The 26,525-nt window shown below is 60.0% G+C and carries 22 protein-coding genes; 8 read left to right on the top strand and 14 right to left on the bottom strand.

Annotated elements, in window-relative coordinates; all coding sequences use genetic code 11:
* Positions 1–274: 274 nt before the first annotated feature.
* Positions 275–1,588, bottom strand: a complete 1,314-nt coding sequence (locus N2A41_RS27125; protein ID WP_260111282.1) for a hypothetical protein — start codon at positions 1,586–1,588, stop codon at positions 275–277.
* 235 nt (positions 1,589–1,823) lie between these two features.
* Between N2A41_RS27125 and N2A41_RS33370 the strand changes: the two genes are divergently transcribed.
* Positions 1,824–2,036, top strand: coding sequence for a hypothetical protein (locus N2A41_RS33370; RefSeq protein WP_162115636.1), 213 nt, complete (start codon positions 1,824–1,826; stop codon positions 2,034–2,036).
* 85 nt (positions 2,037–2,121) lie between these two features.
* Here the strand turns inward: N2A41_RS33370 and N2A41_RS27120 are convergent, their stop codons facing one another.
* Genes N2A41_RS27120 through N2A41_RS27080 form a run of 9 tightly spaced genes read right to left on the bottom strand, consistent with a single transcriptional unit; the run spans position 2,122 to position 11,500 of the window.
* Entirely contained in the window at positions 2,122–3,006 is an 885-nt protein-coding gene (locus tag N2A41_RS27120; RefSeq protein WP_260111281.1) for an intradiol ring-cleavage dioxygenase, read from the bottom strand.
* Positions 3,007–3,014: 8 nt separating this feature from the next.
* Positions 3,015–4,769: an FAD-dependent oxidoreductase gene (locus N2A41_RS27115; RefSeq protein WP_260111280.1), complete on the bottom strand. Its 1,755-nt coding sequence runs from the start codon at positions 4,767–4,769 to the stop codon at positions 3,015–3,017.
* The gene (locus tag N2A41_RS27110; RefSeq protein ID WP_260111279.1) at positions 4,762–5,868 is read right to left on the bottom strand and encodes a branched-chain amino acid ABC transporter permease; all 1,107 of its coding nucleotides are present in this window, start codon (positions 5,866–5,868) and stop codon (positions 4,762–4,764) included. Before N2A41_RS27110 ends, N2A41_RS27115 begins: the two co-directional genes overlap by 8 nt.
* A 9-nt stretch (positions 5,869–5,877) precedes the next feature.
* Positions 5,878–6,741 carry a branched-chain amino acid ABC transporter permease gene (locus N2A41_RS27105; protein ID WP_260111278.1) on the bottom strand — a complete coding sequence of 288 codons (864 nt, stop codon included), beginning with the start codon at positions 6,739–6,741 and terminating at the stop codon, positions 5,878–5,880.
* The gene (locus N2A41_RS27100; protein WP_260111277.1) at positions 6,728–7,453 is read right to left on the bottom strand and encodes an ABC transporter ATP-binding protein; all 726 of its coding nucleotides are present in this window, start codon (positions 7,451–7,453) and stop codon (positions 6,728–6,730) included. The genes N2A41_RS27105 and N2A41_RS27100 overlap by 14 nt, the downstream gene beginning before the upstream one ends.
* The gene (locus N2A41_RS27095) at positions 7,453–8,172 is read right to left on the bottom strand and encodes an ABC transporter ATP-binding protein (protein ID WP_260111276.1); all 720 of its coding nucleotides are present in this window, start codon (positions 8,170–8,172) and stop codon (positions 7,453–7,455) included. Before N2A41_RS27095 ends, N2A41_RS27100 begins: the two co-directional genes overlap by 1 nt.
* Positions 8,173–8,226: 54 nt before the next feature.
* Entirely contained in the window at positions 8,227–9,507 is a 1,281-nt protein-coding gene (locus N2A41_RS27090) for an ABC transporter substrate-binding protein (RefSeq protein WP_018480654.1), read from the bottom strand.
* Between the two features lie 56 nt (positions 9,508–9,563).
* On the bottom strand, positions 9,564–10,625 hold the full coding sequence (locus tag N2A41_RS27085) for a maleylacetate reductase (protein WP_260111275.1): 1,062 nt from the start codon (positions 10,623–10,625) through the stop codon (positions 9,564–9,566).
* Positions 10,622–11,500 (bottom strand): dioxygenase family protein, encoded by an 879-nt coding sequence (locus tag N2A41_RS27080; protein ID WP_260111274.1) that lies wholly within the window; start codon positions 11,498–11,500, stop codon positions 10,622–10,624. The genes N2A41_RS27085 and N2A41_RS27080 overlap by 4 nt, the downstream gene beginning before the upstream one ends.
* 88 nt (positions 11,501–11,588) lie before the next feature.
* Between N2A41_RS27080 and N2A41_RS27075 the strand changes: the two genes are divergently transcribed.
* Positions 11,589–12,539 carry a LysR family transcriptional regulator gene (locus N2A41_RS27075; protein WP_260111273.1) on the top strand — a complete coding sequence of 317 codons (951 nt, stop codon included), beginning with the start codon at positions 11,589–11,591 and terminating at the stop codon, positions 12,537–12,539.
* Positions 12,540–12,726: 187 nt separating this feature from the next.
* On the opposite strand, the gene N2A41_RS27070 is transcribed toward N2A41_RS27075, so the two are convergent.
* On the bottom strand, positions 12,727–13,716 hold the full coding sequence (locus tag N2A41_RS27070) for a potassium channel beta subunit family protein (RefSeq protein WP_260111272.1): 990 nt from the start codon (positions 13,714–13,716) through the stop codon (positions 12,727–12,729).
* A 1,615-nt stretch (positions 13,717–15,331) separates the two neighbouring features.
* Between N2A41_RS27070 and N2A41_RS27065 the strand changes: the two genes are divergently transcribed.
* A complete protein-coding gene (locus N2A41_RS27065) occupies positions 15,332–16,963 on the top strand; it encodes an ArnT family glycosyltransferase (RefSeq protein WP_260111451.1) in 1,632 nt (543 codons plus the stop codon).
* A gap of 145 nt (positions 16,964–17,108) precedes the next feature.
* Here the strand turns inward: N2A41_RS27065 and N2A41_RS27060 are convergent, their stop codons facing one another.
* Together N2A41_RS27060 and N2A41_RS27055 are read right to left on the bottom strand one after the other, a co-directional pair.
* Positions 17,109–17,879, bottom strand: a complete 771-nt coding sequence (locus N2A41_RS27060) for an alpha/beta fold hydrolase (protein ID WP_260111271.1) — start codon at positions 17,877–17,879, stop codon at positions 17,109–17,111.
* 203 nt (positions 17,880–18,082) lie between these two features.
* The gene (locus N2A41_RS27055) at positions 18,083–18,835 is read right to left on the bottom strand and encodes an SDR family oxidoreductase (protein ID WP_260111270.1); all 753 of its coding nucleotides are present in this window, start codon (positions 18,833–18,835) and stop codon (positions 18,083–18,085) included.
* A gap of 412 nt (positions 18,836–19,247) precedes the next feature.
* Here N2A41_RS27055 and N2A41_RS27050 point away from each other — a divergent pair, with 412 nt between their 5' ends.
* The 5 genes from N2A41_RS27050 (at position 19,248) to N2A41_RS27030 (ending at position 25,140) form a co-directional block, all read left to right on the top strand.
* The gene (locus N2A41_RS27050; protein WP_260111269.1) at positions 19,248–22,883 is read left to right on the top strand and encodes a PAS domain-containing protein; all 3,636 of its coding nucleotides are present in this window, start codon (positions 19,248–19,250) and stop codon (positions 22,881–22,883) included.
* Positions 22,880–23,521 (top strand): response regulator transcription factor, encoded by a 642-nt coding sequence (locus tag N2A41_RS27045; protein WP_162116382.1) that lies wholly within the window; start codon positions 22,880–22,882, stop codon positions 23,519–23,521. Before N2A41_RS27050 ends, N2A41_RS27045 begins: the two co-directional genes overlap by 4 nt.
* 2 nt (positions 23,522–23,523) lie before the next feature.
* Entirely contained in the window at positions 23,524–23,901 is a 378-nt protein-coding gene (locus N2A41_RS27040; protein WP_162116410.1) for a response regulator, read from the top strand.
* 1 nt (position 23,902) lies between these two features.
* Positions 23,903–24,595, top strand: a complete 693-nt coding sequence (locus tag N2A41_RS27035) for a response regulator transcription factor (protein WP_170258415.1) — start codon at positions 23,903–23,905, stop codon at positions 24,593–24,595.
* 191 nt (positions 24,596–24,786) lie between these two features.
* Entirely contained in the window at positions 24,787–25,140 is a 354-nt protein-coding gene (locus N2A41_RS27030) for an ArsR/SmtB family transcription factor (RefSeq protein WP_017967391.1), read from the top strand.
* A 190-nt stretch (positions 25,141–25,330) separates the two neighbouring features.
* Here N2A41_RS27030 and N2A41_RS27025 read toward each other — a convergent pair whose 3' ends face one another.
* Positions 25,331–26,518, bottom strand: coding sequence for a mandelate racemase/muconate lactonizing enzyme family protein (locus tag N2A41_RS27025; RefSeq protein WP_222295459.1), 1,188 nt, complete (start codon positions 26,516–26,518; stop codon positions 25,331–25,333).
* Positions 26,519–26,525 lie beyond the last annotated feature (7 nt).

The raw sequence follows: 26,525 nt of genomic DNA, 5'->3' as shown, positions 1-26,525 counted from the left end.
GATCTTTTTCCCAGGTAACTGCGCAATTTTGAACGAAAGCGCCTCAGTTGCGCAGTTACTATATGCCTCGATTCGTTACCAATTTACAAATGCTTAACCAAGCCGTCCGTTTCAGCCCATCGAGACGGCTGGCGACATGAGACAGATTTCAAGTGATTCGCGCATTGCCGATGACTCGAAGTGACCGATAACTACGGTGGGCTTTCCAGCCGACCGGGAAGTCAATCATGTCGCCGTATAAGCCCTATTTATCAATAGCTTGGGCGCTGCCTCTCTATTTCCCATCGTCCTTCAGGTAGTTGTTGCCGTTGATCACCAGAAGCCCGTCGGAACCTTTGTCCGGCTCGAATATGCTCATGGTTTCCGTCTTACCACTCACGTCGGTCAGATCGAGACGATAGCCGAAAAGCTTGTAGCGTCCGCTTGCGCCTGGCCGGTTGCTTGACGTGGTGACGCCCGATTGCGATCCGCCGATTTCATTCGTCATCGAGGCGCCCGACCAGCCTGTGCGTTCGAAAGTGCCGTTTCGATGAAGCTTCAGCGTATGGCTGGAAGCCACCGATCCCGATGAGGTCGCGGTCATCCCGCTGGAGGCGAAGGTGGATACCCATTCGCCGTCGAGCGTCGTGCCCTCATCAAACGGTGGCACGGCGCGGTGGTCTGCGTCGGCAATCACTATGTCCTCACCTTTTTTCGAGAACGGTTTCGTCTCGATCTCGATCGTGCCGTAAGCAGAGGTGACGCTACGCATTTCGATCGCCCCGGCGGAGGAGAAAAATCCGCCGCCGGTAAGCTTGTAGAGGCCGCAATCGGTCGGAGTCTCCTTGCAATGTTCGGTGATGCTCCGGCCGCCCTTCGGCAGTTCCGTACTGAACAGCCCCTTCGGGTCGAACATAGTGATCGTGCTGTCCGAATAAAAATCCATGCCGCCAAAGACATTCGGCCGGAGACCGGTATCAAGATGGGTGAAGACGCCGTCCAGCCCGCCGTCTTCGCTCGCCGGCACGAGATCGAAATCCTTGTCGGAAGGATCAAGCTTCACCGAGCGCACGAGGGTCGCAAAATCGGCCTCGGCGCTACTGCTTCTGTCACCGTTCACATTCAGCAGCACGAGCTGCAGATAGGCCTGCGTCTTGTCGCCGGCGATGCCGACGACGATCTGGCTGATGCTGACATTCTTCTGATGAACGCAGCAGCGTTCTTCCACGCGGATATCGTAGCCGTTCACCGTGACCCCGTAATGTTTGACCAGGATATCTTCCTTCGCCATGTCGGGCAGCGTCGCGACGAAGGTCTTCATGCCGGCCTGCAGGGAACTGCGCGCTGCCGGGAGCGGCTTGGTGATCTGAATCAAAGCATTGCCGCGCTTGTCGTCCTCCGTTTCCAGAAAATCCTTCTGCAGCATAAACAGATTGCCCTTGCCGGCCTTCCTCCAGCCGGTGGCGGCATCGGGCAGGGTCACCGTCAGGCCGCCGATTTCGGCGGGCGCCGCCAACGCAGGGGAGCAGGGCACAAGGCAAAAAAGACTGAGAACGACGCCCAAGGCTAGTCTGCCCCGGCCAAACCAATGAAACTGCGCGCTTCCCATTACCCCTCCCCGGCTTCGATGACCGCCGACGGGATTTGGAGCCGGGTGTGTGCTTTTCAACCCTGGGGTTTCATGAAGGTTTCTTGAACGCCTAGCCAACGCTCCACTAAACGGATTACTCACGACGCCACGCCACCTCCTATTAGGCGAATGGCGGGGGACCAGCAAAAGTGGGAGAACTATCGACCGGAAATTCTCCGCACTTGAAGGTTCCTACGACGCCTGGAGGTGTGCCATGAGAACCATGTGCTCTGCATTGACGCTGTGTATCGCGATTGCCCTTTGCACGGCAAATGCCAGATATGTCACCCTGCCCGGATACGCCTTCAAGACCAACCCGAAATGTCAGCGCCACGAACCGAAGACGAGGTTTGACGCAAGGTGCGACTGGCCGAAATTGGGCTTCAAGAACTTTACGCCCCCGCTCGTGACCGTGCTTGGAATCTGAAGACCCTGCCCAGCTTCAGGCGTTTTAGGGGTAACCGCAGGTCGAAATCATCGCCCGGACAGTTGCCCGACCCGCCCGAGAGGTTCTACTCCCGGGACCGGGCCAGCACGAAATCGTGCTCCACCTGCCAAAACTTGTCCGCGAATCCAAGGTCGCTAGCCCGCACTGGATCTTCTACGGGCTGAAACTTGGCAAGCAAGCTCTCCTTCACGCCGAAGACGGCGTCCGAGTGGATGTACGGGTCGTCCGGATCGAAGATGTGTGTTGTCAGCGCCTCGAAGCCGTCGGCCTTTATGATGTAATGCAGGTGAGCTGGCCTGTAGGGATGACGTCCAAGCGCGCCGAGCAGCTTGCCGACCGGCCCGTCGTCCGGGATCGGGTAATATTTGGGCTTGACCGCCCGGAACCAATAGCGGCCGTCCGCGCCCGTGCGAAAGACGCCGCGAAGGTTGAAGTCGGGTTGTACCCCCTTCTGTTGCACGTCGTAGAAGCCTTCGTCATTGGCCTGCCAAACGTCGATGACAGCATTGGAAATCGGCCTGCCATCCGTGTCGAGTATCCGCCCTCCGATCACCATATCCTCGCCTTTCTGGTCGAGGCAGATGTTGGCGCCCATCGGCAGTTCCGGCGCGTCGGCAACGTGAAACGGACCGAGCACCGTGCTTTCAGAAGCCCCAGAGGGCTTGCGATTGTTGATGGCGTCGACCAGCATCGACACGCCGAGCACGTCTGACAACAGGATAAACTCCTGTCGCCATTCATTGCACGTCTGCCCGGTACGGGTGAGAAAGAAGATTGCCTCCATCCACTCGTCCTGCGTCGGCTCAAGCTCCTTTACTGCCTCGTGTAGCTTGCGTGTGACAACCTCCATCACCCGCTTCAGGCGCTCGTCCCTGGCTTGAGCGTTGCGGCTCGTGACCACCTCCACGGAATTTTCTTCGGTGAAATAGCCCTTTTCTTCGGAGCTCATAGTGCACCTCACAGAGAAAGAATTATTTTCAAAACCCGGCGTAGCTCCGCTTCCGGATCAGCCGTCACGGCGTCCGCGCGCCACGCGACATGATGGTCGGGCCGCACAAGCAACACGCCTGAGTCCCGGATTTCGCGGGCCCGCGCCCAGTCACCGTTCAGATCCTGCCACGTCTGTCGCGGTCCGATCCGATGCGTGGCGATCGGCAGCCTTAGCTCCTTCGAAAGCGTCCTTGCCGCAGCAATCCAGCCGTCGCCCCCGATGCCCGTCAGCACCGTGAAAACGCCGTGGCCCGTCAGATCAAGGCTGGACACCTTTTTTCCATCGGCACCGAAGAGCCAGGCATGAGGAAGCCGCGCACCCGGCCAAGTCGTCGGCTGGAAGTGCAGCTCAGGGTCTCTCTCGAAGGCGGGTTCCGGTTGACCATCCTTCACCACGGCGTTCGAGGCGTAGCGGTGGTTCATCTCGACGCCGTGCGCGTCGAATTCGTAGACCTTGTTCGCGATCGCGGTCCGGATTGCCGCGCGCTGCGCTTCGGACTCTGCCGTGTCATTGCAGCGCGCGTCCATGTTCTGCTGCATCTTCACCGGATCAACCGAGTCAAGCAGGCCGAGCGCCTTGAAAATAGGGCCGAATTCCTCAATCGACTTGTTGGCGCGGGTGACGATTTGCTTGGCGACTGGCGCGCGCTCGGCCTGGTAGCTGTCGAGGAGTTCAGGACCAGCTTGACCTTTCAGCACCATCGCAAGCTTCCATGAAAGATTGAACGCGTCCTGAATCGAGGTGTTGGAGCCAAGGCCGTTTGACGGCGGATGTCGATGCGTTGCGTCGCCCATGCAGAAGACGCGGCCGTTCGATATCGTCGTCGCGTACATATTGTTGACGGTCCACGTCGAGACCGACTTTATCTTCGGCTCGATGTCTTCGACGCCCACGAGCTCGCGCACGACCTTCGTGGCGAAGGCGTCGTCGACCTGCGGTGCGGGCTGGTTAATATCGTATCCCCAGACGATCAGCCACTCGTTCCACGGGCGAACCATGCGCACAAGACCCATGCCGATGCCCCCGACGTCGGCGCCTGGCTGCAATACCCAATAGAGCACGGAAGGGCGATGGGCGACGTAGCGCGACAGATCGGCCTCGAACAGGATGTTCATCGATCCGGCGACGCCCATCTTGCCTTCGAATCTCAGGCCGGCATGGTCGGCGACCTTGGAGTTCCCGCCATCCGCGCCGATCAGGAATTTGGAGTGAATGGTCAGTTCCCTGCCTGTCAGCTTATCGACGCAGGTCGTCGTGACCCCATCCGCATCTTGAACATGGCTTTTATATTCGGTCGACATTCGCGGCTGCGCGCCGCGAGAACAGGCGGTCTTGAATAGCAAAGGCTCCATGTATGTCTGAGGCAGGTCGTTCATCCGGCTCGGCGACGAGAGAAGATGTTCGGCGCGGGACAGTGGGTGGTTGCCCCAGCTTTTCATGCGGCCGATCTCCTCCCCGGTCAGCGAGGTGCAAAAGACGTTCTCGCCCATCAGATCCTGCTCGGCGGCGAACATGTAGGCTTCGTCCTCGACGTCGCGGCCAAGATCGCGCAGCACCTCCATCGTGCGCTGGTTGGTGATATGCGCGCGCGGCGTGTTCGCCAGCCAGCGATAGCGGTTGATCACCAGCGGTTCGAGGCCGTGTGTCGCGAGCAACGCGGCTGCCGCCGAACCGGCCGGGCCTGTGCCAATGATCAATACGTCGGTTTTGATGTCAGCCATGTGGCCCTCCCATTTCATATTCTGAAGATCCGTCCTTGAGGCGACGGCGGACCGGAAAAAGTTCCCAACCAGTGCGGTCGGATATCAGTCCCCAGACGCCGCGAGGCGCAAAGAGCATGGTAACAATGGCCAGTGCGCCGAGCGCCAGAAGATACCAGGAACCGAAGCTCGAAAACGCGTTCTGCAATACGAAGAAGACAAGCACACCCAGGATCGGACCCTCAATTGTGCCGATGCCGCCGATGACGACGATGAAGATGACGTAGGCCGTCCAGTCGGTGAGCGAGAAGGCCGCGTCGGGCGATATACGAGCCTTCTGCAGGTAGATGAGCGCACCGACCACGCCCGTGATGAAGGCCGTCAGGAGATAGATCAGTGTCTTCAGCCGCTGTGCGTCGACGCCAAGGGCACGTGCCGCCGTCTCGTTGTCGCGGACGGCCGCAAGCCCCAGCCCATGCTTGCTGCAAAGCAGTCTGTAGACGAAGATGATCGTCGCCGACGCCAGCACGAGCGCCATCCAGTAGGCCAATGCATCGGCGGCGACGGACGAGCGCATACCGAACCAGTCGCTGAGTGCGGCGGCGCCCAGCATGTCCCGCGTCGCATCTCGCGGCATGGACGTCCCTGTTCCGCCCCCGAGGGTCTTCCATTGCGCAAGGAGCAGCCGCCCGACTTCGGCAATCACCCAGGTACCGATCGCGAAGTACGGCCCATAGAGGCGGAAGGCGAAGAAGGCTGTCGGCACCGCGACGGCGGCTGCGAGGAGGCCGGCAAGCAGGATCGCCAGAACTGGATCCATTCCAGTCAGGATAACCAAGCCGAATAAGGCGTAGGCACCACATCCGACGAAAAGTTGCTGCCCGACCGAGATGAGGCCGGCATAACCAGCGAGAAGATTCCAGCTTTGGGCCAGCGTTAGCATGGTCAGGATGAAGAAGAGATCCTGTACGACGCCACGCGAGACGACGAACGGAGCGAAGATCATGAGGGCCGCCGCCAGGAAGAGGAATATTGTGAAGATTCGAGAGACAGTCGTCCTCGTCTCGATGCGCCAGCGAGCCGTTCGTTCATTGGTCATGGTTTGAAAACCCGTGGTCATGGCCGCGCCTCAGTCGACGGCCCGCGGAAAAAGACCGCGCGGACGAAAAAGCAGCACGAGAAGAAAGGCGACGTGCCCGGCAAGAATTTGCCATTCGGGATTGACCGCAGCGCCGATCGTCTGCGCAAGGCCCAGGATCACACCGCCCGCGAGCGTGCCCCAAAGCGAGCCGAGGCCGCCGATGATCACCGCTTCGAAGGCATAGATCAATCGGGCGGGTCCGGCGGTCGGATCGAAGTTCGCTCTCATGCCGAGGTAGAGCGCAGCAACGGTCACGATCATCATCGTCAGTCCGGTAGCGACGGCGAAGATCGAGTTTGGCCGAATGCCCATCAGGCTTGCGGTCACCACGTCGTCGGACGTGGCGCGAAATGCCCGGCCAAGAGCGGTCCGATAGATGAGCTGATTCAAGGCCAAGACAACGAGCACGGCCGAGGCGAAGGTCAGCAACGGCATTAGTCCGGCGTTGACACTTCCGATCTGCACCGAGGCCGTTTCAAGCGAGCCCGTCGGAACTCGCCTGCTGTCGGCCGTGAACGCTTCCAAAAGACCATTCTGGATCACGATCGAAAGGCCGAACGTCACCAGCAGCGGTGGCAGGACGTCTTTGCCGAGCGTGCGATTGAGAAGATGATATTGAAGCACCCAGCCTAGCGCGAACATCAATGGCGCCGCTATCAATGCTGCGACAAACGGATTGAGCCCAAAAGATGACACGATGAGCATTATCAGGAATGCGGCAAGGACGATCAGGTCGCCGTGGGCAAGATTGACGAGCCGCATGATGCCGAAGACAAGGCTCAAGCCAGCCGCGAATAGGGCATATAGTCCGCCGAGCAGTATTCCCTGGAGAAGCGTATCAAGCCAGTTCATGGGTCCCCGATCCAAAATAGGCTGCATGGATGTCCGCACGATCGAGTTCGGAGGGACGGCCGGTCAGGGTAATGCGGCCTTCCATCATGCAATAAATCCGGTCGGCGACCTTTAGAGCCTGCACGATGTCCTGTTCGACGATGATGATCGCGGCGCCCGATGCCTTGATCTTGGCGAAGGCGGCGTAGATATCCTTGATCACCACCGGCGCCAGACCGAGGCTGAGTTCGTCGCAGAGCAGGACGTCTGGGTTCGACATGAGGGCACGACCGATCGCGACCATCTGCTGCTGGCCACCAGAGAGCGCCGTCGCCGGATTGCGTCGCCGCTCTTTCAGAATGGGGAAAAGCCCGTAGATGCTTTCCAGGGTCCAGGGTCCGGCCGCCACCTGGCGGCCGTAGCTGCCGATCAGCAGGTTCTCCTCTACGGTCAATGACGGAAACAGCCTGCGGCCCTCCGGCACCAGCGCGATCCCGCGGCGCACCACGTCCGGTGCCCCTAGCGCACCGATCGGTTCGCCGCGATGAAGGACCATCTCCGCGCTGTTGGCAATCACGCCGGCGAGGGAGCGCATCAAGGCCGATTTGCCCGCGCCGTTGGCGCCGATCACGGCGATGGTCTCGCCGACCTCGAGCCGGATATCGACCTCGAAGACGGCCTGGAAGTCGCCGTAGAAGGCCGTAAGACCTCGTGTTTCGACAAGGCTTGCCATCAGACCTCCATCCCGAGATAGATTTCGCGGACGTCGCTCGAGGCCATGATCGCATCGGCTGCGCCGATGCCGATCACGCGACCGAAGTTCAAGACCAGCAATCGCTCGGCGACGGCGGTCAGGGCGTGCAGCACATGCTCGATCCAGATGATCGCGACGCCGCGCTGGTGGACGCGTTTGATCGTCGCCACCAGCTGCCGACACTCTCCCTCCGTCAGTCCTCCGGCGATTTCGTCGAGAAGCAGAAGCTTGGGTTGCGTGGCGAGCGCGCGCGCAAGCTCCAGTCGTTTGCGCTCAAGAAGGGAAAGGGAGCCTGCGGGGACATTCGCCTTTGCGATTAGGCCTGTCTCCACCAGAATGTCGGCACAGAGATCGACGACATGGGCTTCCGCCTGGCGCGTTCCGAAAGCGCCTGCGACCAATAGATTTTCATAGGCGGTGAGGCGCTCGAAAGGCTGCGGTATCTGAAAGGTGCGTCCCATGCCCGCAAGGCAGCGCTGCATCGGGGGCACATGGGTCACTTCGCGGCCGTCGAATTGGATCGAACCACCGGCCACCTTGAGGTTGCCGTTGATGAGATTGAACAGTGTCGATTTTCCAGCACCGTTCGGTCCGATGACGCCGAGCGCCTCTCCCGGCTCCACCGAAAAAGAAACCCCTTCGGCGACGACAAGCGCGCCGAAGGACTTCGATACATTTTTAAGTTCGAGAATGGGCATCGGTCCTCCTCCGATCAGTTCCGCCCGGCTCGGGCGCCGGGCAGAGCTTTTGCCTTAGGCCAAAACTTCGAGCTTACCGCCCAGCGGCACATTGGGCGCCAGCCCGTTTTCGACGACGACGAGATCGTAGCCGCCGCCCGACTTCAGGCGCCACTGGCCGCCGACGAGAGGCGTTTTGGCAACATTCTTCTGCGCAAATGGCGGAAGCTTCTCGTTGCCCCACGCGATCGGCCCGACAAGTGTATCGAGCTTGGTCTCCCCTATGGCCTTGGCAACAGCGTCTCCGTCGCCAACCTCTCCCGCTCGCTTCATCACGTCGACGGCGATCTCGAACAACGCGTGGGCGAAGCCGATAGGTTGTGTCCATGGGCGGCCGGTCGACTTGGTGAATGCGTTGGCGACGGTGACTGCCGTCTCGCCTGTGAGTGACGATTTGAAGGGGTGGCTGGGCGTCCACCAGACTTCCGTGGACAGGTTATGACCAGCATCGCCCAACGCTTCGACCGTCTGCGGAAAGAGCAGCGCCTTGCCGATCGAGGCGATTTTCGGTTTCAATCCCTGCTGTTTCGCCTGGTTCCAGAAGGTGGTGAGATCCGGCGGTATCATCACGCCGGTAAGGATGTCGGTACCCGCCTGCTTGAAGGCGTTGATCTGCGCGGAGAAGTCGTCCGTCAGGTTCTGGTAGCGGCCGGTGTCAGTCAGTCCGTAACCCAGTTTTTCTAGGACTGGCGGAAACCCCACCACCCTGTCGCCCCACGCGTTGCCGTCGCCGTCGTTGGGAAAGAGCCCGCCGACCTTCTTATTGGTGTCGATCTGACCCCACATGCCCGTGAAGACGGCAATGATATCCTCGAGGCCCCAGAAGAAGTGGTAGGCGTAGTCAAATGGCTTCCATGATGAGGGATCGCCGGGATTGCCCTGCTGGCCGATGAACCACGGCTGCCAAGGAGCCACCGTGGAAATGCAAGGCATTTGCTCGCCTTCGCAGGTCGTCGAAACCGGGTTGGTCGTTTCCGGCGTGGAAGAAACCAGCATCAGATTGACCTGGTCGTCGACGATAAGCTCCTTTGCGACCTCGGCCGCGCGGTTAGGATTGGACTGGCTATCCTTGACCACAACCTCATAGGTCAGGCCGAGCTTCTTTGTCGTCGCCAGGAACGAATCGATGACGAATTTGTCGGCCTCGCCAAAGGCGGCAAGCGGGCCGGTTTGCGGGCTGACGTAGCCAAGCTTGATGGCCGCGTTCTGGGCGATTGCCGGAGCGGCAAGGCTGGACGTCGCTATGATGGCCCCGCCGGTCGCAGTTGTTTTCAGAAAATCGCGTCTCGTGAACATGCTTCCTCCCATTGTCCCTCTCCTCCCAAAGAGCGCGCCGTCCGGCGTGCCAAATTTCAATCTTCTGGACGTCGTCCCTCCCAGGCGTCCTGAAGAAGCTTCCTGATCGATTGAAGGTCTATCGGCCGAGGGTTCCAGTACGGATTTTCGACAGCGATCGACGCGGCGCGGTCTAGATCGGCCTGCGTCATTCCGAAATCCTTGAGTGACATCGGCGCACCGATCTGCTTGGAAAAATCCCAAAGACCGCCACCGATCGAGCCGCCGAATACCGCCGCTGCCTGGGAAAGCTCCGCAGCGGCCGCCGCTGCATTGAAAGCCGCGGTATGCGGCAGCATGACAGCATGTGTTTCGGCATGCGGCGTATCGAAAGAACCGCCGAGCGTGTGGCAGATCTTGTGATGCAGCGCCATCCCGACGGCACCGAGGACCGTGCCGCAAAGCCAGGCGCCGTAGAGCGCGTCGCTGCGGGCGTCCGTGTCGTTCGGTGACTTCACGATCTTCGGCAGGCTAAGTTTGAACGCCCGCAGGCCTTCAAGCGCCATGAGCGTCGAGACCGGATTGCGATCACGGGCATAGAGACCTTCCAATGCATGGGCCATTGCATTCAGGCCGCTTGTCGCGCTCATCGCGACAGGCAACCCCAGGGTAAGAGACGGATCGTAGATCACGATCTCCGGCAAGATCTTCGCGTCCCGCACCGTTGTCTTCCGACCGCCTTCGGTTTGGCCAAGAATTGGCGTCACCTCCGACCCGGCATAGGTCGTCGGCACGACGATCTGAAAAATGTCGTTGCGATAGGCGATCGCCTTGCCGAGCCCGGTGCTCGATCCCCCACCGAGCGAGACGACGCAGTCGGCAGCCGTATCGAGCACCACCTTCATGGCAGTCTCGGTCACCTCCACGGGTGTGTGCATGACCGCCCCCGAGAAGACGCCGCAGGCCAGTTCGCCGATTTTATTGGCCAGCTCTTCCGCGTCCGCTTTCTGGTGCGGCGTCGAGAGCACAAGCGCGCGCTTGCGCCCGGCCTTGGCCATCCATGCGCCGACACTGCCAATGCTGTCGTTGCCGAAAACGATCTGGGCGGGACTGCCTGCGTAGCAGAACGGCCGTATCATCCCTGCCTCCCCGGTCTTGCGCGAACCATCACAAAGGTCAGATCGACCGACCTGCCCCGCCGACCGTCGACCTGTGCAGGTTCGAACCGCGCGACGAGGTCCGGTCGGACACCGAAAAGGGCATCCTCCGCAAGACGTGGATCGTTTGAATCGTAGATGTGCGTCGTAATCGTTTCGAACCCCTTGGCTCTGACAACGAACTGAAGATGAGCCGGACGATGCAGCGGATAGCCGGCGCCTTTCAGCAGGCGGCCTACGGGCCCATCCTCCGGCACGCCATAGCCGGCGGGCATCACCGAGCGATACATGACGCAGCCTTCCGCGTCGGTCCTGAACAGTCCGCGTAGATTGTGCTCTGGTTGGAGATCCGGTTGCTGGTTTTCGTAGAAGCCCTCGGCGTTGGCCTGCCACGTCACAACCTCGGCGCCCCCGATGGGAAGCCCGTCGAGATCCTGCACACGCACGGAGACGCCTAGGGGCTCTCCCTTTCCATCGACCGAGATCGAGGCTCCGGATGAACGCTCAGGGGCGTCGTCCCGATAGAAAGGCCCGCGGATTGTATTCGGCGTCGCACCCTTCTGTCGACGTGAGTTGATTTCTTCCACCAGCGCGGAAGCGCCGATGAGGTCCGAAAGCAGCACCCATTCCTGACGGCGCTCGTCAGAGGCGTGCCCGACTTCGGTTAGAAACTGGATGACCTTGCGCCACTCGTCCGGGCTCGGGCGGAACTCCTTGATGAGGTCATGAACATGCGTCACGGCCGCAGCGATCAGGTGGGCCAATTTGCCGTTCCGGTTCGCGCTGAAGCGTTCGGCAAAGGCTTCGGATGACGTGGCCTCGTCGAATGTGAGCGCCCTGGCACTCCCTGTCATCATCGTCTCCTCCCGATCGACATATGAGAAGCCTAGCACGATGGAAGTCGAGCGTTGATGATTTTGCAGAGGATCAGTATAACAGATTGTTATGAAGATCGACGAACGTCACCTCATTCAGCTTGCGGCCGTGGTCAAAGCTGGCGGCGTCACGGAAGGTGCTGCTTTGCTGGGTCTGGCCCAGCCGGCAATGTCCCGAGCGCTCTCGATGCTGGAAAAGCGGGTGGGCGAAGCTCTTTTCGTCAAAGGGCGCAGGCCACTGCAGGCGACGCCGTTCGGGCTGTCGCTGGCGGAGCACGGCCTGGTCATGCTCGCCGCGTCTCGAAAAGCCTCCGACCTCGTCGACAGTTTCCGAATGGGGAGGAGCGGCGGCGTCCGCGTCGGTGGCACGCCCTTTTTCATGGACGCTCTGATCGCGCAGTTCTGCGCTGAGTTCCAGCAGACACATCCCGACGTGCGGGTCGAACAGAGCTACGGCTATCTTCCCGATCTCCGCGCAGCCCTCAAGGCCGACCAGATCGACCTGGCCGTCTGCCCGATCGACATCCTCGAAGAAGGCTCCGGCCTAGAGTTCCAGCAGATACTGCCAGGTCGGAATGTCATCGCCTGCCGCTCGACGCACCCCCTCCTCATGAAACGGCGCCCGCGGCCGGGCGAGCTTCTCGACTACCCCTGGGTGGCGCCCCCGCCAGGCAGTCCCCTGCTCGCCGATCTTCGGGCGCTTCTTCTGTCCTTCGGAGCGACCGAAATTAAGATCCGCTACTCCGGCGGCTCGCTTATGGGCGTCATCAACTACCTCAAAGCGGCCGACGCCTTGACAGTTATGCCGCACAGCGTCGTCTTCGCGTTGCGAAAGGAGAAGGCGATCACCGCTCTTCCTGTCAACATTCCGCATCCTGAACGAGCTCTTGCCATCCTGACGCGAAGTGATGCTCCTCGGGCTCCAGCGGTCGATCACTTCGCCGAGTTTGTCAGGTCCGGCTTCGAGAGCTTGCGCCACCTGATCAAGCGTCATGAGGAAGCCGTCGTCTGGGGCAACTAGCGGGGCGGTAGTCTGCGATGAAGACGTGTTTCGCTAACGACCGAAATCGGGATGTACGGGTCGCTACGCGGCACCTCACATTCTCGAACGTTCCCACCGCCGTCCGCAGCGCCATGGTGCTGGTAACATAGCTGGCGCTTTTCCCTCGACGACACTTAATCCGGCTCGTCGAGGGAGATTTGTTCGCCTAGAAGCGACGCGGTGCTTCGGGCTTGTTTCCGACGATCGTGTCGATCCGGTCCAGGACGTCAGACGTCATCTTCTGTCGGTGTGAGAGGGCCGCGAGATTGTCCTGCAACTGGCTGGCGCGCGAGGCTCCAAGAATGACGGTCGAGACGTTGCGATTGGCAAGGCACCACAAAAGGGCGAGATGCGTGATCGACATGCCGATCTCGTCCGCGAGCTTGGCGAGCTCGCCGACTTGTCTGAGCTGGGCGCGGCCGGCATCGCTGGACCACTTCTCCTTCAGCCATTCGTAGCCCGGCAGGTTCATACGGCTGTCGGCCGGAATACCGTCATTGTATTTGCCGGTCAGGACGCCGGAGGCCAGCGGCGACCAGATCGTGGTGCCAAGGCCCATCAGGTCATAGAGCGGCAGGTAGTCAGACTCGACCTTCTGGCGTTCGAAGATGTTGTACTGCGGCTGCTCCATGGTCGGCGGCGTGATGCGCAAGTCCCGGGCAATGGCGTAGGCTTCCGTCAATTGCTGTGCGGACCATTCCGACGTGCCCCAATAGAGCACCTTGCCTTGGGCGACGAGATCATGCATTGCCCGGACCGTTTCCTCGATCGGGGTGTCGATATCCGGGCGGTGGCAGAAGTAAAGGTCGAGGTAGTCGACCTGAAGCCGCTTGAGCGCTGCATGGCAGGCATCGGTCACATGCTTGCGCGACAGGCCGCGCTGTGTCGGCTTCTCGCCTCCCCAGAAGACCTTGCTGGAGACGACGAAGCTATCACGGCTCCAGCCAAGTCGGTTGAGCGCCTCGCCCATCACGATCTCGGACGTGCCGCTTTCGTATCCTTCAGCATTGTCGAAGAAGTTCACCCCGTTGTCGTAGGCAAGCTTCATGAGGTCGACGGCGTCGCCTCCATTGACCTGTTTGCCGAATGTGACCCATGAGCCGAAAGAGAACTCGCTCACTTTCAGGCCAGACTTTCCCAAACGTCGATATTCCATCATGCAACTCCCGAAAGTTATGAATAGGTACCGGCCGGTCACCGGGGTCGGTGTCGCCCGATTGATCATCGACCGATTGGCGTAATCTATGGCATGAGCAACGATATGCGAGGCTCAGCTACGGTTCTCATACCCTCTTTTGTGACGAGACGCCGAATCCAAAGAAAAGGGCGCTCCACGACATCAGTCGGAGCGCCCCGTGGCATGCGATCGACGACGTTTGCGGCGGAAGTCGACAGCAGCAACGGTAGAATGACGAGATTCGGAACGGATAGGCAACATGCGATTGGAAACTGCGACGTTATCGCGCGCTATTGATCCTGTCATCCACCGAATATCCACAGCCTATCCACAGGCACCGCGACAATGATCGCAGCAACTTCAATGACATTCGCCTGTCGGCAAACCACTCCTCACAAATGCTTATGTGACTGTGGAATGACACCGCATCTTTGTTTGTCTGCTTGGATACAAACCGTAGCTTGGCTCAGATAGGCTCAGCGCTCCTCCCGACCGTGGCGGCGGACGCCGGGAGGGGTGGGCGGTGGGCAATATGAGGGCCCGCCGCCTTCCTTTAACCGCGCCCTCGGCCGGGCCAGTTCACACGCCACTCTCGCCGACAACCAAGTCGTTGGAAAGGCGTCCTCCAACCGCCAGCCCTTTACCACGCGCATTGCTAGCCCGACGGCATGACGGCCGGTGTTGCCGATAAACTCCCGCGTGCTGTCAACTCATTACCGAGGCGTCGCCGACGATCCGTGCGGCGGCCTGGAAGCCCGCGTAATCCGATACCAATCCTTTGGACCTTCCGCTGCCACTCCAACGCTAGCCGCCGGAATCCCGCCCAATGTTGACTTACCCGGCAAATGAATGTTTGCCATTTCTTGTTTTGCAGTGCACAATAAATGCTGCCAACAGGACTTGAGCCGTTGAGAATTTGCATCTACAAATCAGATGAAGCTCCTGAAGTAACGCTGTTTTTGCGAGAAGGCGTACCGGTGCCGGCACATCCGAAGGGCCAAAAGTGGCGACACTTAAAGGCGGTTGTTGGCGAAGAGGTAAGGGCGGACCTTCTGACGCAAATAGAGATCGGCAATGGATGTCTTTTCGTCAACCTTGGGGCATCCCCGAAGCACTGATCTAGGATGCCGCGGTGAACGCCGTTCATCCAGCATGGATATATGCTCGCTCATTATCTTACCGGCCGCCAGATACCAATCGGCTGTATTTCCAGCAGAATGCCGATAGCGGCGCCCTTCGATAGGCGATCACCTCCACACGCTCATCGTCTCCCACCGCTTCGCTGATCGGCGGCTTGCGCATCCCGCACTCCATACCTCAGTTTCCAGATTGGCAGCCGCCCCGCTGATGTTCTTGTTATGTTTGAATGAGTCACTAATCAATCTGGGTGAATTGCTTTTTAAGGCTTTGCTGATGAACTGCCATCATGAGAAAACCGCCCCGCAAGCCTTCCAAGACGCTGCCCGGTGAAGCCTCCGAACCGCTCCGCAGCCGGCCGCGCCGGCGGCGAGATCCCGCTCAGCCTAATCTTGCTCTCGATCCGATGCCGGCGCATATCGCGCCGCGTCGGGCGGAAGGGAGGACACGGTTTCAGATAACGCACGACCCGGAATTGAATCAGGCCAATGGTCAGCAGGGTCAGCAGCAGACGACCGACCGGGACATGGCTGCTCGCAACTACCTGAACCTCGACACCGCGATCTTTCTGGGGATCCTGTTTATTGCGATCGTCTTCAGATTCCACAAGATCACCTTGCCGCTGGTCGACGGCTTCAGCTGGCGCGAGATAAGCACGGCAATGATGGCCGACAATTTCCAGCAGCGCAGCTGGAACATCTTCTTTCCGGAGGTCAGCTGGACCGGACCCGGGCCAAGCTATCAGGGCCGCGAGTTCCAGATCGTCAGCTATCTCACAGCCTTGCTCTACCAGCTCTTCGGCTGGCACGACTGGTTCGGCCGCACGGTTGCTGCCTTCTTCGGTCTGGTGACGGTGTTTTCGCTGCACCGGTTAACGGCGCTCTGCTGGGATGAGATGCACGCCCACGCGGCGGCACTGGCCTACGCGCTGATGCCGGCGGCAATCATGATCGACAGCTCGTTTCTTCCCGATCCCGCGATGCTGGCCTTGGTCACTCTTGGCGTCTGGCTGTTCGTCAAATACTGGGCGGGCGGCAGCGGCTGGCTCTTGCCGCTCGCCACGGTCTGCTTCTCGCTCGGCGTGCTGTCAAAGCCACCAGGCATCGCTGCCGGCGCCGTCATCGTCTATCTGATGGCCTGCTGGATTCTCGAGAAGAAGCGAAAGCAGGCGACCTGGGTTTTCCTGTCGGGGCTTTTGAGCCTGGCCATCATTGGCGCTTATTTCAGCTGGGCGATTTATCTCGGCCGCAGCTATCCGCCGTTTCATGTCGCCGGCACCGGCGGCTATATCTGGGATGACGGCTTCTGGACATATGTCAGGGATAGATTCTACTTCGAATCCTTATGGAACACCTCGGTCTTGTGGTTCTACGGCTATCCGTTCTTGGTGCTGCTGGCCGTCGGCTTGTGGATGCCGCCCAGCCCCGCCGAAGACCCGAAGCAACGCACTCTTTCGGCCATTCCCTATGTGTGGTTGGCTGCGGCCATGATCGTCTATCTGGCTGCGGCCGGCGAGATCACCAGCAATGTGTGGAACTTCCACATCTTCCATGTGCCGGTCGCGATGTTCTGCGGCCACGGCGCGCTGCTTCTGGCAACGCTTGCATCTCGAGGCATTCTAACGCCGGCGGTTGTGCTTCGCTCGATCTGCATCGTGGCCGTCGGGCTTGCCTGGTCGACATTGCCGCTCGTCAGGACGATGAAGAAGCCAATCGCCATGAAGGGCAAGCTGCTTGGCGAGGAACTGGCGCGGTTGGCGCAACCGGGCGACCTCGTCGTCGCCATCGCGCCCGAGGTCGGCGATCCCGTCGCAGTCTACTACAGCAGGGCGCGCGGCTGGTTGTTCCCGCCTGGCGGAGGCGAAGTCGAATGGTCGAAATTCGTCGCGGATGACGCCACCGCGATCGCACAGCTCGAGGAATTGCGCGCGCAAGGCGCGGATCTGTTCGGCGCGGCCAAGAACGCCGTCGACAAGCAGGACCGGCTATTCGTCGAGCATCATGATGGTGTCATCGACTATCTGGACAAGACCGCAACCAAGCTTGTGGATTCAGATGATTTGCTGGTCTACAGGATCACCCGTCCATGAGATCGCGACGGTTCACGGCCATCGGCTTGGGACAGGATATGGCCCCGACAGTTCGAGAGAAAAGAAACTTCGGTATCTCGCATTGCGTATTGCCTTACCACGACCGGATCAATGCTGATCCGGTCGCAGAACCACAATGCGCCGTTTATTTATTGGACGCAGCGTCTTCGATGACCTTCGCGACTTTATCGGGATGAGAGACCATCACGACGTGAGACGCGCCTTTAACCACAACCGTCTCTTTAGAACCCGCTCGTTCCGCCATCCATCCTAGCGCCTTTGGCGGTATGTTTTTATCCGCGTCACCATAGACGAACCAAGACGGGATCTTCTTCCAGCTCGCCACGGTCGAGGCCTCGCCAAGAGCCTTATCGGTGATTGGGCGCTGTGTTGCGGCCATCAGCTTGCCATCCGCCTTGGATACATCTGCAGCGAATTGATCGTGAAACGCGCTCTGCTTGATGTACAGGTCCTTTACTCCCCCATCCAACTGCACGGGTTCCGCGAGGGTCGGTGCGAGCGTGCTTCCGGGAAACTTGCCCGAAAGCACAAGGGCCGTTTCCCCAAGATCGGGCGCGAACGCCGCGACGAAGACGAGCGATTTGACATTGGCGCTGCCGGCTGCTGCCTCGTTGATCACTGAGCCACCGTAGGAGTGGCCGACGAGAACGACGTCGGTCTTCAATCCAGCAACCACTTTGCCGACGTAATCGCCATCGGACGTTACGCTTCGAAGCGGATTAGCGACCGCCACCACCGGATATCCATCTTTTTCAAGACGTGTGATCACGCCATTCCAACTGGAGGCATCGGCAAATGCGCCATGCACAAGGACGACCGTCGGCTTTTCGGCCGCATGGGCGTTCAAAAGGCCACCTGCGGTGATCGCGACAGCGGCGACAAATATCTTCAACATAGTCAAACTCCTTTTATATCGCACGCGATTACTTAGTGCACAATCTTTCGGAAAGCAAGTCCTGGAATTCCCGTTCACCTCGATTTGACGATTGCGGTGAGCCAATGAGACCGCACGCATTGCTCAGACCAGACCCGGCAACGATACCGGTCAGCGGCAGGTCAATTTTAAATCCCTTACCTGCCGGCCAAAAGCCACATGACCTACTCCCCCATCGATTGGTAGAGCCAGTCGGAGAGCTTCTCGGTTGCAACGCGCGCGCCGGCGCCCGGAAGCAGCGCGTCGTCAGTCAATTCAACGCCGAAATACGAGGCGGATGGATCCGTTACCACCTGCCGTTCATCTTCGTTTGCGGCGAGATAGATCCGAGCGATTTCATCAATACCGAATTGCTCCGGGCCGCTGATTTCGGCGACATCGTTGAACGGCGCTCCCATTACCAATTCCGCCAGCAAGGCGGCGACGTCTCCAGCTGCGACCGGTTTCATGAACGCCGGCGGCAATCGAAACACATCACCATCAGCACCGGTGTCGATCAATCCGCTGATGAACTCGTAAAACTGCGTGGAGCGGAGAATAGTATAGTGTCGCTTCGACGCCCTGATGAGATTCTCCTGCACCATTTTCGCGCGGAAGTAATCGCTTTCAACGAGACGCGGCGTACCGACGACGGAAAGTGCAAGATAGTGGTTGACGCCGGCCTCAGCTGCGGCAGCAAGCAAATTCCTGGTCGAAGCCCTGAAAAAATCCAGCGCGGAGCGGTCGCCGAAGGACGCCGCGTTGGTGACATCAACAATGACCTCAGCCCCTGCCAAGGCCGCATCAAGGCCTTTTCCGGTGATGGTGTCGACGCCCAGCGACAACGATGCGGCCGCGACTTGATGACCGGACTGGCGCAAGTTTTCACTGAGCCGTGTTCCGATAACACCTGTTGCTCCCGCCACCGTGATTTTCATCTCAGCACCCCTTTGTTGCATTGCGCGGCGCGAATGAAGACGAGATCGCCGACGGGCTCCCCATCGTCTTCAATGTCTGGCGATCGATTGGATCGACAATGACTGGAAAACCAGGCGCCCTCTATCGTCCGTGGGGATCGGTCGCTTTATCCGTAGGTCTAGGAAAACCAGCCCGACGGTGAGGATGCCCCACCAGGAAGGCAGAACAGGTCCCCAATTTCTCGTTCGCGCAAAAGTGTCGACCCCGGCACGGCGGCTACACCCCCGCGCAATGCATGGGTTTCCATGAGTTGCGGTTGTAATGTGGCGGGGTTACGGTTTGAACATGAGCTCGCCAGCCCCGAAATCGAGAAGAACTACGGTACGAAACGCCGACGATCCGCTGGCTTTGCCTGTCCGGCAGGAGCAGCTGATGATGAGCGTCTGGTCGCACCGCCCCCGACCCCTGCATCTGGGGCTTTTCATCGTCGCCTATGTGCTGGCATGCGGATTCGCGCAGTCGCTCGCAATTGTCCCTGGAACCGGCATTTCCATCTGGCCTGCGGCGGGGCTTTTCATCGCGACACTTGTCCTCGCCCCCCGCTACAGCTGGCCTTGGTGGGTACTGGGGGGCTGCCTGGCTGAATTGTTCAGCAATTACGCATGGTTCCACAGCCCCCTGCCGGCGGCCGTCCTGATCTACATCGGCAACGCTCTTGAAGCGGTGGCCGGAGCATGGCTCGTCAACCAGACTTTGAAGCGGCCAGTTCGGTTTGAAACCTTGCAGGACGTTTTGGCATTTGTGGTACTGGGCGCAGGGATCGCGCCCATCGTCAGCGCGACTGTGGGAAGTGCGACCCTGGCATGGTTTGGCATGCAATCGCAATCCTTCGCAACGGCTTGGCCTCTATGGTGGATCGGAGACGCCACCGGCGTCTTGATCGTAGCGCCGCTGGCGCTGGTTGTATTTCATAGCTGGCGCGGCAAGACCCAGCTCTCAGCCGCGCAATGGGTGGAAGCTGGCGTCCTGGGATTGATCTTTCTCGGCGTTGCCGCTCTTTCTCTGAGCGGCTACCTCCCCTTCGCATACATCATCATGCCGCCCCTTCTTTGGGCTGCCGTTCGCTTCGAGTTCAAAGGTGCTGCCGTATCCTTGGCTCTCCTCGCCCTGATCACGGCGCTGTTTACGATAACGGGGACCAGCCAGTTCGCCGGCGATCCCGAGTCCCAGAAGCACAAGCAGGTCATGCTGCAGCTTTTTCTGGCCATCTCGGCATTTTCGGCGCTCATCGTGGCCGCCATTTCCCGGCAGCACCAGTCGGCATTGCTCAATTTGCGCCAAAGCATAGAAACATTGCGGGAACGGGAGGAGGAGCTTTCGCATCTCGTGGATATGGTTCCGAGCCATGTGTGGCGCCTGACGCCCGATGGCGAGCCGACATTCTTCAATAGGCGGATGGTCGATTTCCTCGGCCTGGATGTGGTGGATTTCGATAAGCCGGGCATGAGTCGGCTGGAGGCGCTCCTGGACGCCACTGTTCATCCCGAGGATGCGGTGGGGTTCGGTGATGCCCTGCGGAGGTGTCTTCTCACGGGCGAGAACTTCGCCAGCCGCTATCGCTTGCGCCGCGCCGACGGAATTTATCGCTGGATGTCGAGCCGGGCCGAGCCGATGCGGGATCAGGCGGGGCGCATTGTCCAATGGTACGGCCTTTGCCACGACATCGACGATCAGGTCCATGCCGAGGAAGCTGTGCGTCGAAGCCAACAACAGCTTCAGCAGATCATAGACGCCGTGCCGGTCCGCATCTGGAGTGTAGAGCCTAACGGCGGGTCGTTCTATTTCAACAAGCGGTATCAGGACCATTTCCGCTCGGTTATCGCCAATTTCGACGCTCTCGGTGAACCGCGCATCGACGATCTGCTGCAGCAGCTGGTTCATCCCGAAGACGCTCCCGATATCCAGCGCACGCTCCGGAACTGCTTCGAAACCGGCGACGGCTGCGCGATGCGATTTCGCTGGCGCGAAAAGGATGACGTCTACCGCTGGGCGGAGTGCCGGGTGGAGCCTCGGCGCGACGAAAACGGAACGGTCGCGGAATGGTATGGCGTTTCTCTCGACATCGACGATGAGGTGCGCGCACTGGAGGCGTTGCGTAACCGAGAGCGCGAACTCTCGCAGCTCGTCGACATGGTCCCCGCTCAGATCAGGCGCCTGACGCCGGAAGGGGAGCCGGTCTTCTTCAACAAACGCCTGATCGACTTTTTCGGTCTCGACGTAGGCGATATGGACAGGCCCGACATGAGCCGTCTCTCGTCGGTCATTCACACCCTCGTCCATCCCGATGACGCATTGAGGTTGCTGGAGACGGTTCACCATTCCCTCGCCAGTGGCGATCCCTTCTCGATAAAATACCGCATGCGCCGTTTCGACGGTGCCTATCGCTGGGTCGACGGCCGCGCGGAACCGCTGCGGGATCAAGGCGGCGCAATCATGCAATGGTATGTGATCTCAGTCGACATCGACGACGAGATGCGCGCGCAGGAAGCGCTGCGCGACCGCGAGCGAGAGCTTTCGCAACTGGTGGATATGGTTCCCAGCCTGCTCTGGCGGCTCAACTCGGAAGGCACCCCGACCTTCTTCAACCAGCGCCTGATCGATTTTCTCGGTCTCGGCATCGCCGATATGGAAAAGCCCGGCTTGAGCCGGCTGGCAGCCCTCATCGAAGCCGCCGTCCATCCCGATGATGCCGCCAGCCTCGCCGAAGCGCTCAACCATTCCCTCGTCACCGGCGAGGGCTTTTCGAAGCAGTATCGCCTGCGGCGCGCCGACGGCGTCTACCGCTGGGTGAAAGGCAGCGCCGAACCGCTGCGGGATCAGAGCGGCCGTATCGTCCAATGGTATGGCCTGTCGCATGACATCGACGATCAACTACGCGTCGAGGAGGCACTGCGGGAGAGAGAACGATCGCTCTCGCAGCTCGTTGAAACGCTGCCGGCAATGATCGATTGCGCAGCACCTGATGGGGAGCCGATCTATCGCAGCCAGCAACTGCGCGACTTCCTCGGTTATAATCTCGATGAGTTGGATGGAACAGGCAAAACCCGGCTGGACGGCACACTCGATGCCGGGGTTCATCCCGACGATGTGGCAGGGGTCAAAGAAAACTATGCCCATTCATTGTCCACTGGCGAGCCCTATGCGCGTAGGCACCGTCTGCGGCGCCATGATGGTGAATATCGCTGGGTCGAGACGCGCGCGGCACCGATGCGCAATGCCGAAGGCGTCATCGTCCAGTGGAATGTCATATGCCTCGATATCGACGGTGAAGTTCACGCGGAGGAAGATCTGCGTCGAGCGCGAGAGGGTCTTGCACGGGCGAGCCAGGTGGCGAGCCTGGCCGAGCTTTCGGCCTCCATCGCGCACGAGGTGAACCAGCCGCTTGCGGCCGTCGTGACCAACTCACACGCCTGCCAGCGCTGGCTCATGGCCGAGCCGCCGAATATGGAGCGTGCACAGAGGACGGTCGAGCGCATCATCCGGGATGCCAACTCGGCGGCGGATGTCGTCAGCCGCATTCGCGCCTTGTTCAAACAATCCGTTGACAGGAGGATCCAGACGACGCTCTCCAGCATCATCGACGAAGCCCGCAACCTCATGGCTGACGAAACGTCGCGGCGTCGCGTTCGGATGGACGTGAACGTCGACGGCAACCTTCCGCTCATCGCAGTCGATCGCATCCAGATCCAGCAGGTTCTGATCAATCTGATCCGCAACGGCATTGAGGCGATGGAAGCCATTGCAGGAGATAAGTTGATCGAGATGCGCGTGCGCCACATCGGCAATGTCGTGCAGACCGAAATCAGCGATCGCGGCCACGGTATCGAGTTCCCCGAGAAGATGTTCGACCCTTTCTTCACGACAAAAGAAAATGGCATGGGCATGGGGCTGGCGATCTGCCGCTCGATCGTCGAGCAGCATGGTGGCCGATTGTGGGCCGAGAAGAACGAACCTCGCGGAGCCACGTTGATCTTCACATTGCCTATTGAAACGAAGGCGGTGCCATGACGGTTGACGACCATATCGTCTTCATCGTCGACGATGATGAACGTGTTCGGGAAGCGCTCGGCGAGCTGCTGGACTCGCACGGCATGCGCGCCATCGCCTTCGAATCGGCCGGCGACTATGTGAGAGCGGACAAGCCGGACGTGCCCGCCTGCCTCGTGCTGGATATCGAGCTGCCTGACATCAACGGTCTCGATCTGCAGAGGCAGATCGCCGACAGGGATCATCCGCCGATCGTCTTCATTACGGGACACGGCGACATTCCCTCCTCCGTGCGTGCGATCAAGCATGGCGCGGTGGATTTCCTGACCAAACCGTTCAGCGATGCGGATCTCATGGCGGCAATCCAGGCGGCGCTTGCTCAGGATCGGGAAAAGAGAGCCGAGCGCGCCGAGATCGACATGCTCAGACGCCACTATCTCGACCTGACGCCGCGCGAGCGCGAGGTGCTGCCACTCGTTGTCAGCGGCCTTCTCAACAAGCAGGCGGCAGCCGAATTGGGAATCAGCGAAGTAACGCTGCAAATCCACAGAAGAAATGTGATGCAGAAAATGGCGGCGGCGTCGCTCGCCGATCTGGTGCGGATCGCGGAGAGATTGGAAATACCAATAACCCACTCGCGCCGAGTGGGAGGGAATTGAACATGAACAAGACAAGACACGTCGTGGCAATCGTCGATGATGATCCAAGGTTGCTGGAATCGATGGGCGACCTTCTGGAATCTGCGGGTTATGTGGCCCGCAGCTTCTCGTCGGCGGGCTCGCTGCTCGTCAACGGGCTGTCGGACCTCGACCTGCTCATCACCGATATCGGAATGCCTGGCATCGATGGCTTCGAACTTCGTGACCTCGTGAGGAAGTCACGTCCGGAGCTGCCGGTGTTCCTGATCACCGGCCGCCACGAGATAGCCGATCAGGGACGCGCTCAAGGCGCGGGCGGATTTTTTCGCAAGCCCTTCGATGCCCAGGCCCTGCTGGCGGCCATCGCCAATGCTTTGCATAAATCGACAGATGGAGGGTGACATGAGAGTTGACCAGCCGTTGCAGCGGAGATCGGCGCCGTTATCACTGCAGTGCACTTATGAAGAGAACCAGCCGCTTGTCATTATCGTCGATGACGACGCATCGGTTCGCGAGGCGCTATCGGAGTTGATCCTGTCGGCGGGTTTCCAGTCGACCAGTTTTGCTTCGACCCGTGAATTGCTCGACGCCGATATCTTGGACAGCCCCGGCTGCCTGATCCTCGATGTGCGCATGCCGGGGGCAAGCGGCCTCCACCTGCAGCGTCATCTGGCCGAAAATGGCAATTCCAAGCCGATCATCTTCCTGACCGGGCATGGCGACATCCCGATGACCGTCCAGGCGATGAAGGCCGGTGCCGTGGATTTTCTCACCAAACCGGTGCGGGACCAGACGCTGCTCGACGCCATCAGTGCAGCCATTGCGATGGATGCCGAACGACGGGCGGAAGCCGCGATCGCCAAGCGCAATATCGAGCGCTTGGAAACGCTGACGCAGCGTGAACGCGAAGTTCTGCATGAAGTGGCGCGCGGACGTCTGAACAAGCAGATCGCCTTCGACCTCGGCATCAGCGAAGTGACAGTCAAGCTGCATCGCAGCAATGTCATGCACAAGATGGAGGCGGCCTCTATCGGCGAACTGATCCGGGCCTGGGAAACACTGCCCGCACAAATGCGCCAGGTCGGCCCGCGCTAACGCATAGGCGAAGGATGCCGGCCTCGAACATGATCTGCCGCCGCTGTCCATTTGATGCGCGCCGTATCCGATTCGCGCCGGAAAAGACGATGCGGCGCCGATAATGGGTTTCGGCCCCGCACCCATGCGTTATCTCTAAATTAAAGCTCGGGGATATGACCCGGCTTTGGTTCCCCAAAGGAGATCTCGCCTTGAACAATCAATCGTCAGCCGCGCCTTCCCCTGAATCCAACGCCTTCGACAACGAAGCAAACTTCTTGTCGGCCATGGGGAACGCCAAACGGCTTCACATTCTGCATCTGCTGGCCGAAGGAGAAATGTCCGTGGGCGTTCTGGCCGACGAAGTGGGATTGAGCCAATCTTCGACTTCCCAGCATTTGGCAATTCTTCGAGAGCAGGAACTCGTGCAGCCGCGAAGGGCTGCCCAGACGATCTACTATTCACTTCAATCCGACGCGGCCAAGGCGATGCTCGATACGCTCGCTGACGTCTTCGGATGGTACCACCGCACCCAAGGGGAACGCGTCCGAGCCGCAGGCGCCTGACGAAATGACGAACCGTTGCCCTTGCGGCTCATGATTGGCCAAGGGTTCGCTCGGTGCTGCCGAAAGATGCCTAGACCTACTGCATATGGCAATGGGTCTCTGATCCTCAGATGCCTGGAAGCGTCGCCCTGCGGGCGCTGGCCGCGTCCATCTGGGCGGCCAGCTCCTGTTATGAAAGCGCGCAATGCCCTCAGGCGAAGGCGTAGGAGCCGTCGGGCCGCTTCGGCACGCGCCGCTGCCAATGGATGTAGCCTTCCTCTTCCATCGCCTTCTCGTCAATTTCGACGCCCCAGCCCGGCCGATCGGGACGCAATTCGAGATAACCGTCCTTCGGCAGATAGGGATCGACGACGTAGCGGGTTTCTCCCTGCCGCTTCTCGATATCGATGCCGCCATAGACGTAGGCCTGCCCCTTTGGCAGCCGGTATTCGAGGATGCGGAAATTCTGCGCCGCGGCCGAAAAATGAACGTTGACCGCGGTGGCAAGCGGACCCATCGGATTATGTGGCGCGACACCGACGAAATAGGCTTCGGCGAGTGTGGCGATGCGGCGCATTTCGCTGATGCCGCCGACAACGCAGATATCTGGCTGGATGAGGTCGGCGCCCTTGACCTGTAGCAGGCGCAGGAACTCGTTTCTGTTATAGAGCGACTCACCTGTCGCCAGCACGCAGTTGAGCCCTTGTTTCAGATCGCCCCAGGCCTCGATGTTCTCGGGACGCAGCGGTTCCTCGTAAAACAGCGGGTCGTAGGGGGCCAGCGCATTGCCGAGTTGCCTTGCGGCGATCGGCTCGAAGATCTTGGCGTGGGCGTCGAAGGCAATCTCGTATTCGTCATTGACCGTTTCGCGCAGCGAGCGGAAATAATCCGCCGAGGCTTTGACGACATTGCCCCAGCGATGTGCGTGCATGTCGAGACGCCAGGGGCTAAGCTTGAAGGCGGTAAAACCCCACCCCTCCTTCAGACGATCGAACTCGTCGCGGGCCGCCGGCGCATCCGGTGCGGTGTATACTCCGGCATAGACCTTGATGCGGTCGCGTACTTCGCCGCCCAGCAGCTTGTAGACCGGGACGTTCGCCGCCTTCGCCGCAAGGTCCCACAGGCAGTGATCGAGCGCGGAGATCGCGGCAAGGCCAAGCGCGCCCGGCGGGAACCGGCTTTGCTGGATCAGCAGATTGACGAGATAGTCGACGCGCGTCGGATCCTCGCCGGACAGAAATTCGTAGAGATAATCCAGCAGCGGCGGAAGCGCCTTGTCGGGGCCGTGATTGTAGCATTCGCCCCAGCCCGTCAGTCCGTCATCGGTGTCGAGCGCGACGATCACGCGGGGACGGTCCTTGTCGCGGGTCATGAAAACCCGCATGCGGTCGATCTTCATCTTTCTG

It is taken from the genome of Rhizobium sp. SRDI969, assembly GCF_025152725.1.
Lineage (GTDB): Bacteria > Pseudomonadota > Alphaproteobacteria > Rhizobiales > Rhizobiaceae > Rhizobium > Rhizobium leguminosarum_I.
Note: the sequence above shows the minus strand (reverse complement) of the source record. Positions and strands in the feature narration are given on the sequence as shown.

Excerpts from the sequence above, each read along its gene's own strand:
- N2A41_RS27125 (WP_260111282.1), bottom strand. The coding sequence starts at position 1,588 with ATGGGAAGCGCGCAGTTTCATTGGTTTGGCCGGGGCAGACTAGCCTTG.
- N2A41_RS33370 (WP_162115636.1), top strand. The coding sequence starts at position 1,824 with ATGAGAACCATGTGCTCTGCATTGACGCTGTGTATCGCGATTGCCCTT.
- N2A41_RS27120 (WP_260111281.1), bottom strand. The coding sequence starts at position 3,006 with ATGAGCTCCGAAGAAAAGGGCTATTTCACCGAAGAAAATTCCGTGGAG.
- N2A41_RS27115 (WP_260111280.1), bottom strand. The coding sequence starts at position 4,769 with ATGGCTGACATCAAAACCGACGTATTGATCATTGGCACAGGCCCGGCC.
- N2A41_RS27110 (WP_260111279.1), bottom strand. The coding sequence starts at position 5,868 with ATGACCACGGGTTTTCAAACCATGACCAATGAACGAACGGCTCGCTGG.
- N2A41_RS27105 (WP_260111278.1), bottom strand. The coding sequence starts at position 6,741 with ATGAACTGGCTTGATACGCTTCTCCAGGGAATACTGCTCGGCGGACTA.
- N2A41_RS27100 (WP_260111277.1), bottom strand. The coding sequence starts at position 7,453 with ATGGCAAGCCTTGTCGAAACACGAGGTCTTACGGCCTTCTACGGCGAC.
- N2A41_RS27095 (WP_260111276.1), bottom strand. The coding sequence starts at position 8,172 with ATGCCCATTCTCGAACTTAAAAATGTATCGAAGTCCTTCGGCGCGCTT.
- N2A41_RS27090 (WP_018480654.1), bottom strand. The coding sequence starts at position 9,507 with ATGTTCACGAGACGCGATTTTCTGAAAACAACTGCGACCGGCGGGGCC.
- N2A41_RS27085 (WP_260111275.1), bottom strand. The coding sequence starts at position 10,625 with ATGATACGGCCGTTCTGCTACGCAGGCAGTCCCGCCCAGATCGTTTTC.
- N2A41_RS27080 (WP_260111274.1), bottom strand. The coding sequence starts at position 11,500 with ATGATGACAGGGAGTGCCAGGGCGCTCACATTCGACGAGGCCACGTCA.
- N2A41_RS27075 (WP_260111273.1), top strand. The coding sequence starts at position 11,589 with ATGAAGATCGACGAACGTCACCTCATTCAGCTTGCGGCCGTGGTCAAA.
- N2A41_RS27070 (WP_260111272.1), bottom strand. The coding sequence starts at position 13,716 with ATGGAATATCGACGTTTGGGAAAGTCTGGCCTGAAAGTGAGCGAGTTC.
- N2A41_RS27060 (WP_260111271.1), bottom strand. The coding sequence starts at position 17,879 with ATGTTGAAGATATTTGTCGCCGCTGTCGCGATCACCGCAGGTGGCCTT.
- N2A41_RS27055 (WP_260111270.1), bottom strand. The coding sequence starts at position 18,835 with ATGAAAATCACGGTGGCGGGAGCAACAGGTGTTATCGGAACACGGCTC.
- N2A41_RS27050 (WP_260111269.1), top strand. The coding sequence starts at position 19,248 with ATGATGAGCGTCTGGTCGCACCGCCCCCGACCCCTGCATCTGGGGCTT.
- N2A41_RS27045 (WP_162116382.1), top strand. The coding sequence starts at position 22,880 with ATGACGGTTGACGACCATATCGTCTTCATCGTCGACGATGATGAACGT.
- N2A41_RS27040 (WP_162116410.1), top strand. The coding sequence starts at position 23,524 with ATGAACAAGACAAGACACGTCGTGGCAATCGTCGATGATGATCCAAGG.
- N2A41_RS27035 (WP_170258415.1), top strand. The coding sequence starts at position 23,903 with ATGAGAGTTGACCAGCCGTTGCAGCGGAGATCGGCGCCGTTATCACTG.
- N2A41_RS27025 (WP_222295459.1), bottom strand. The coding sequence starts at position 26,518 with ATGAAGATCGACCGCATGCGGGTTTTCATGACCCGCGACAAGGACCGT.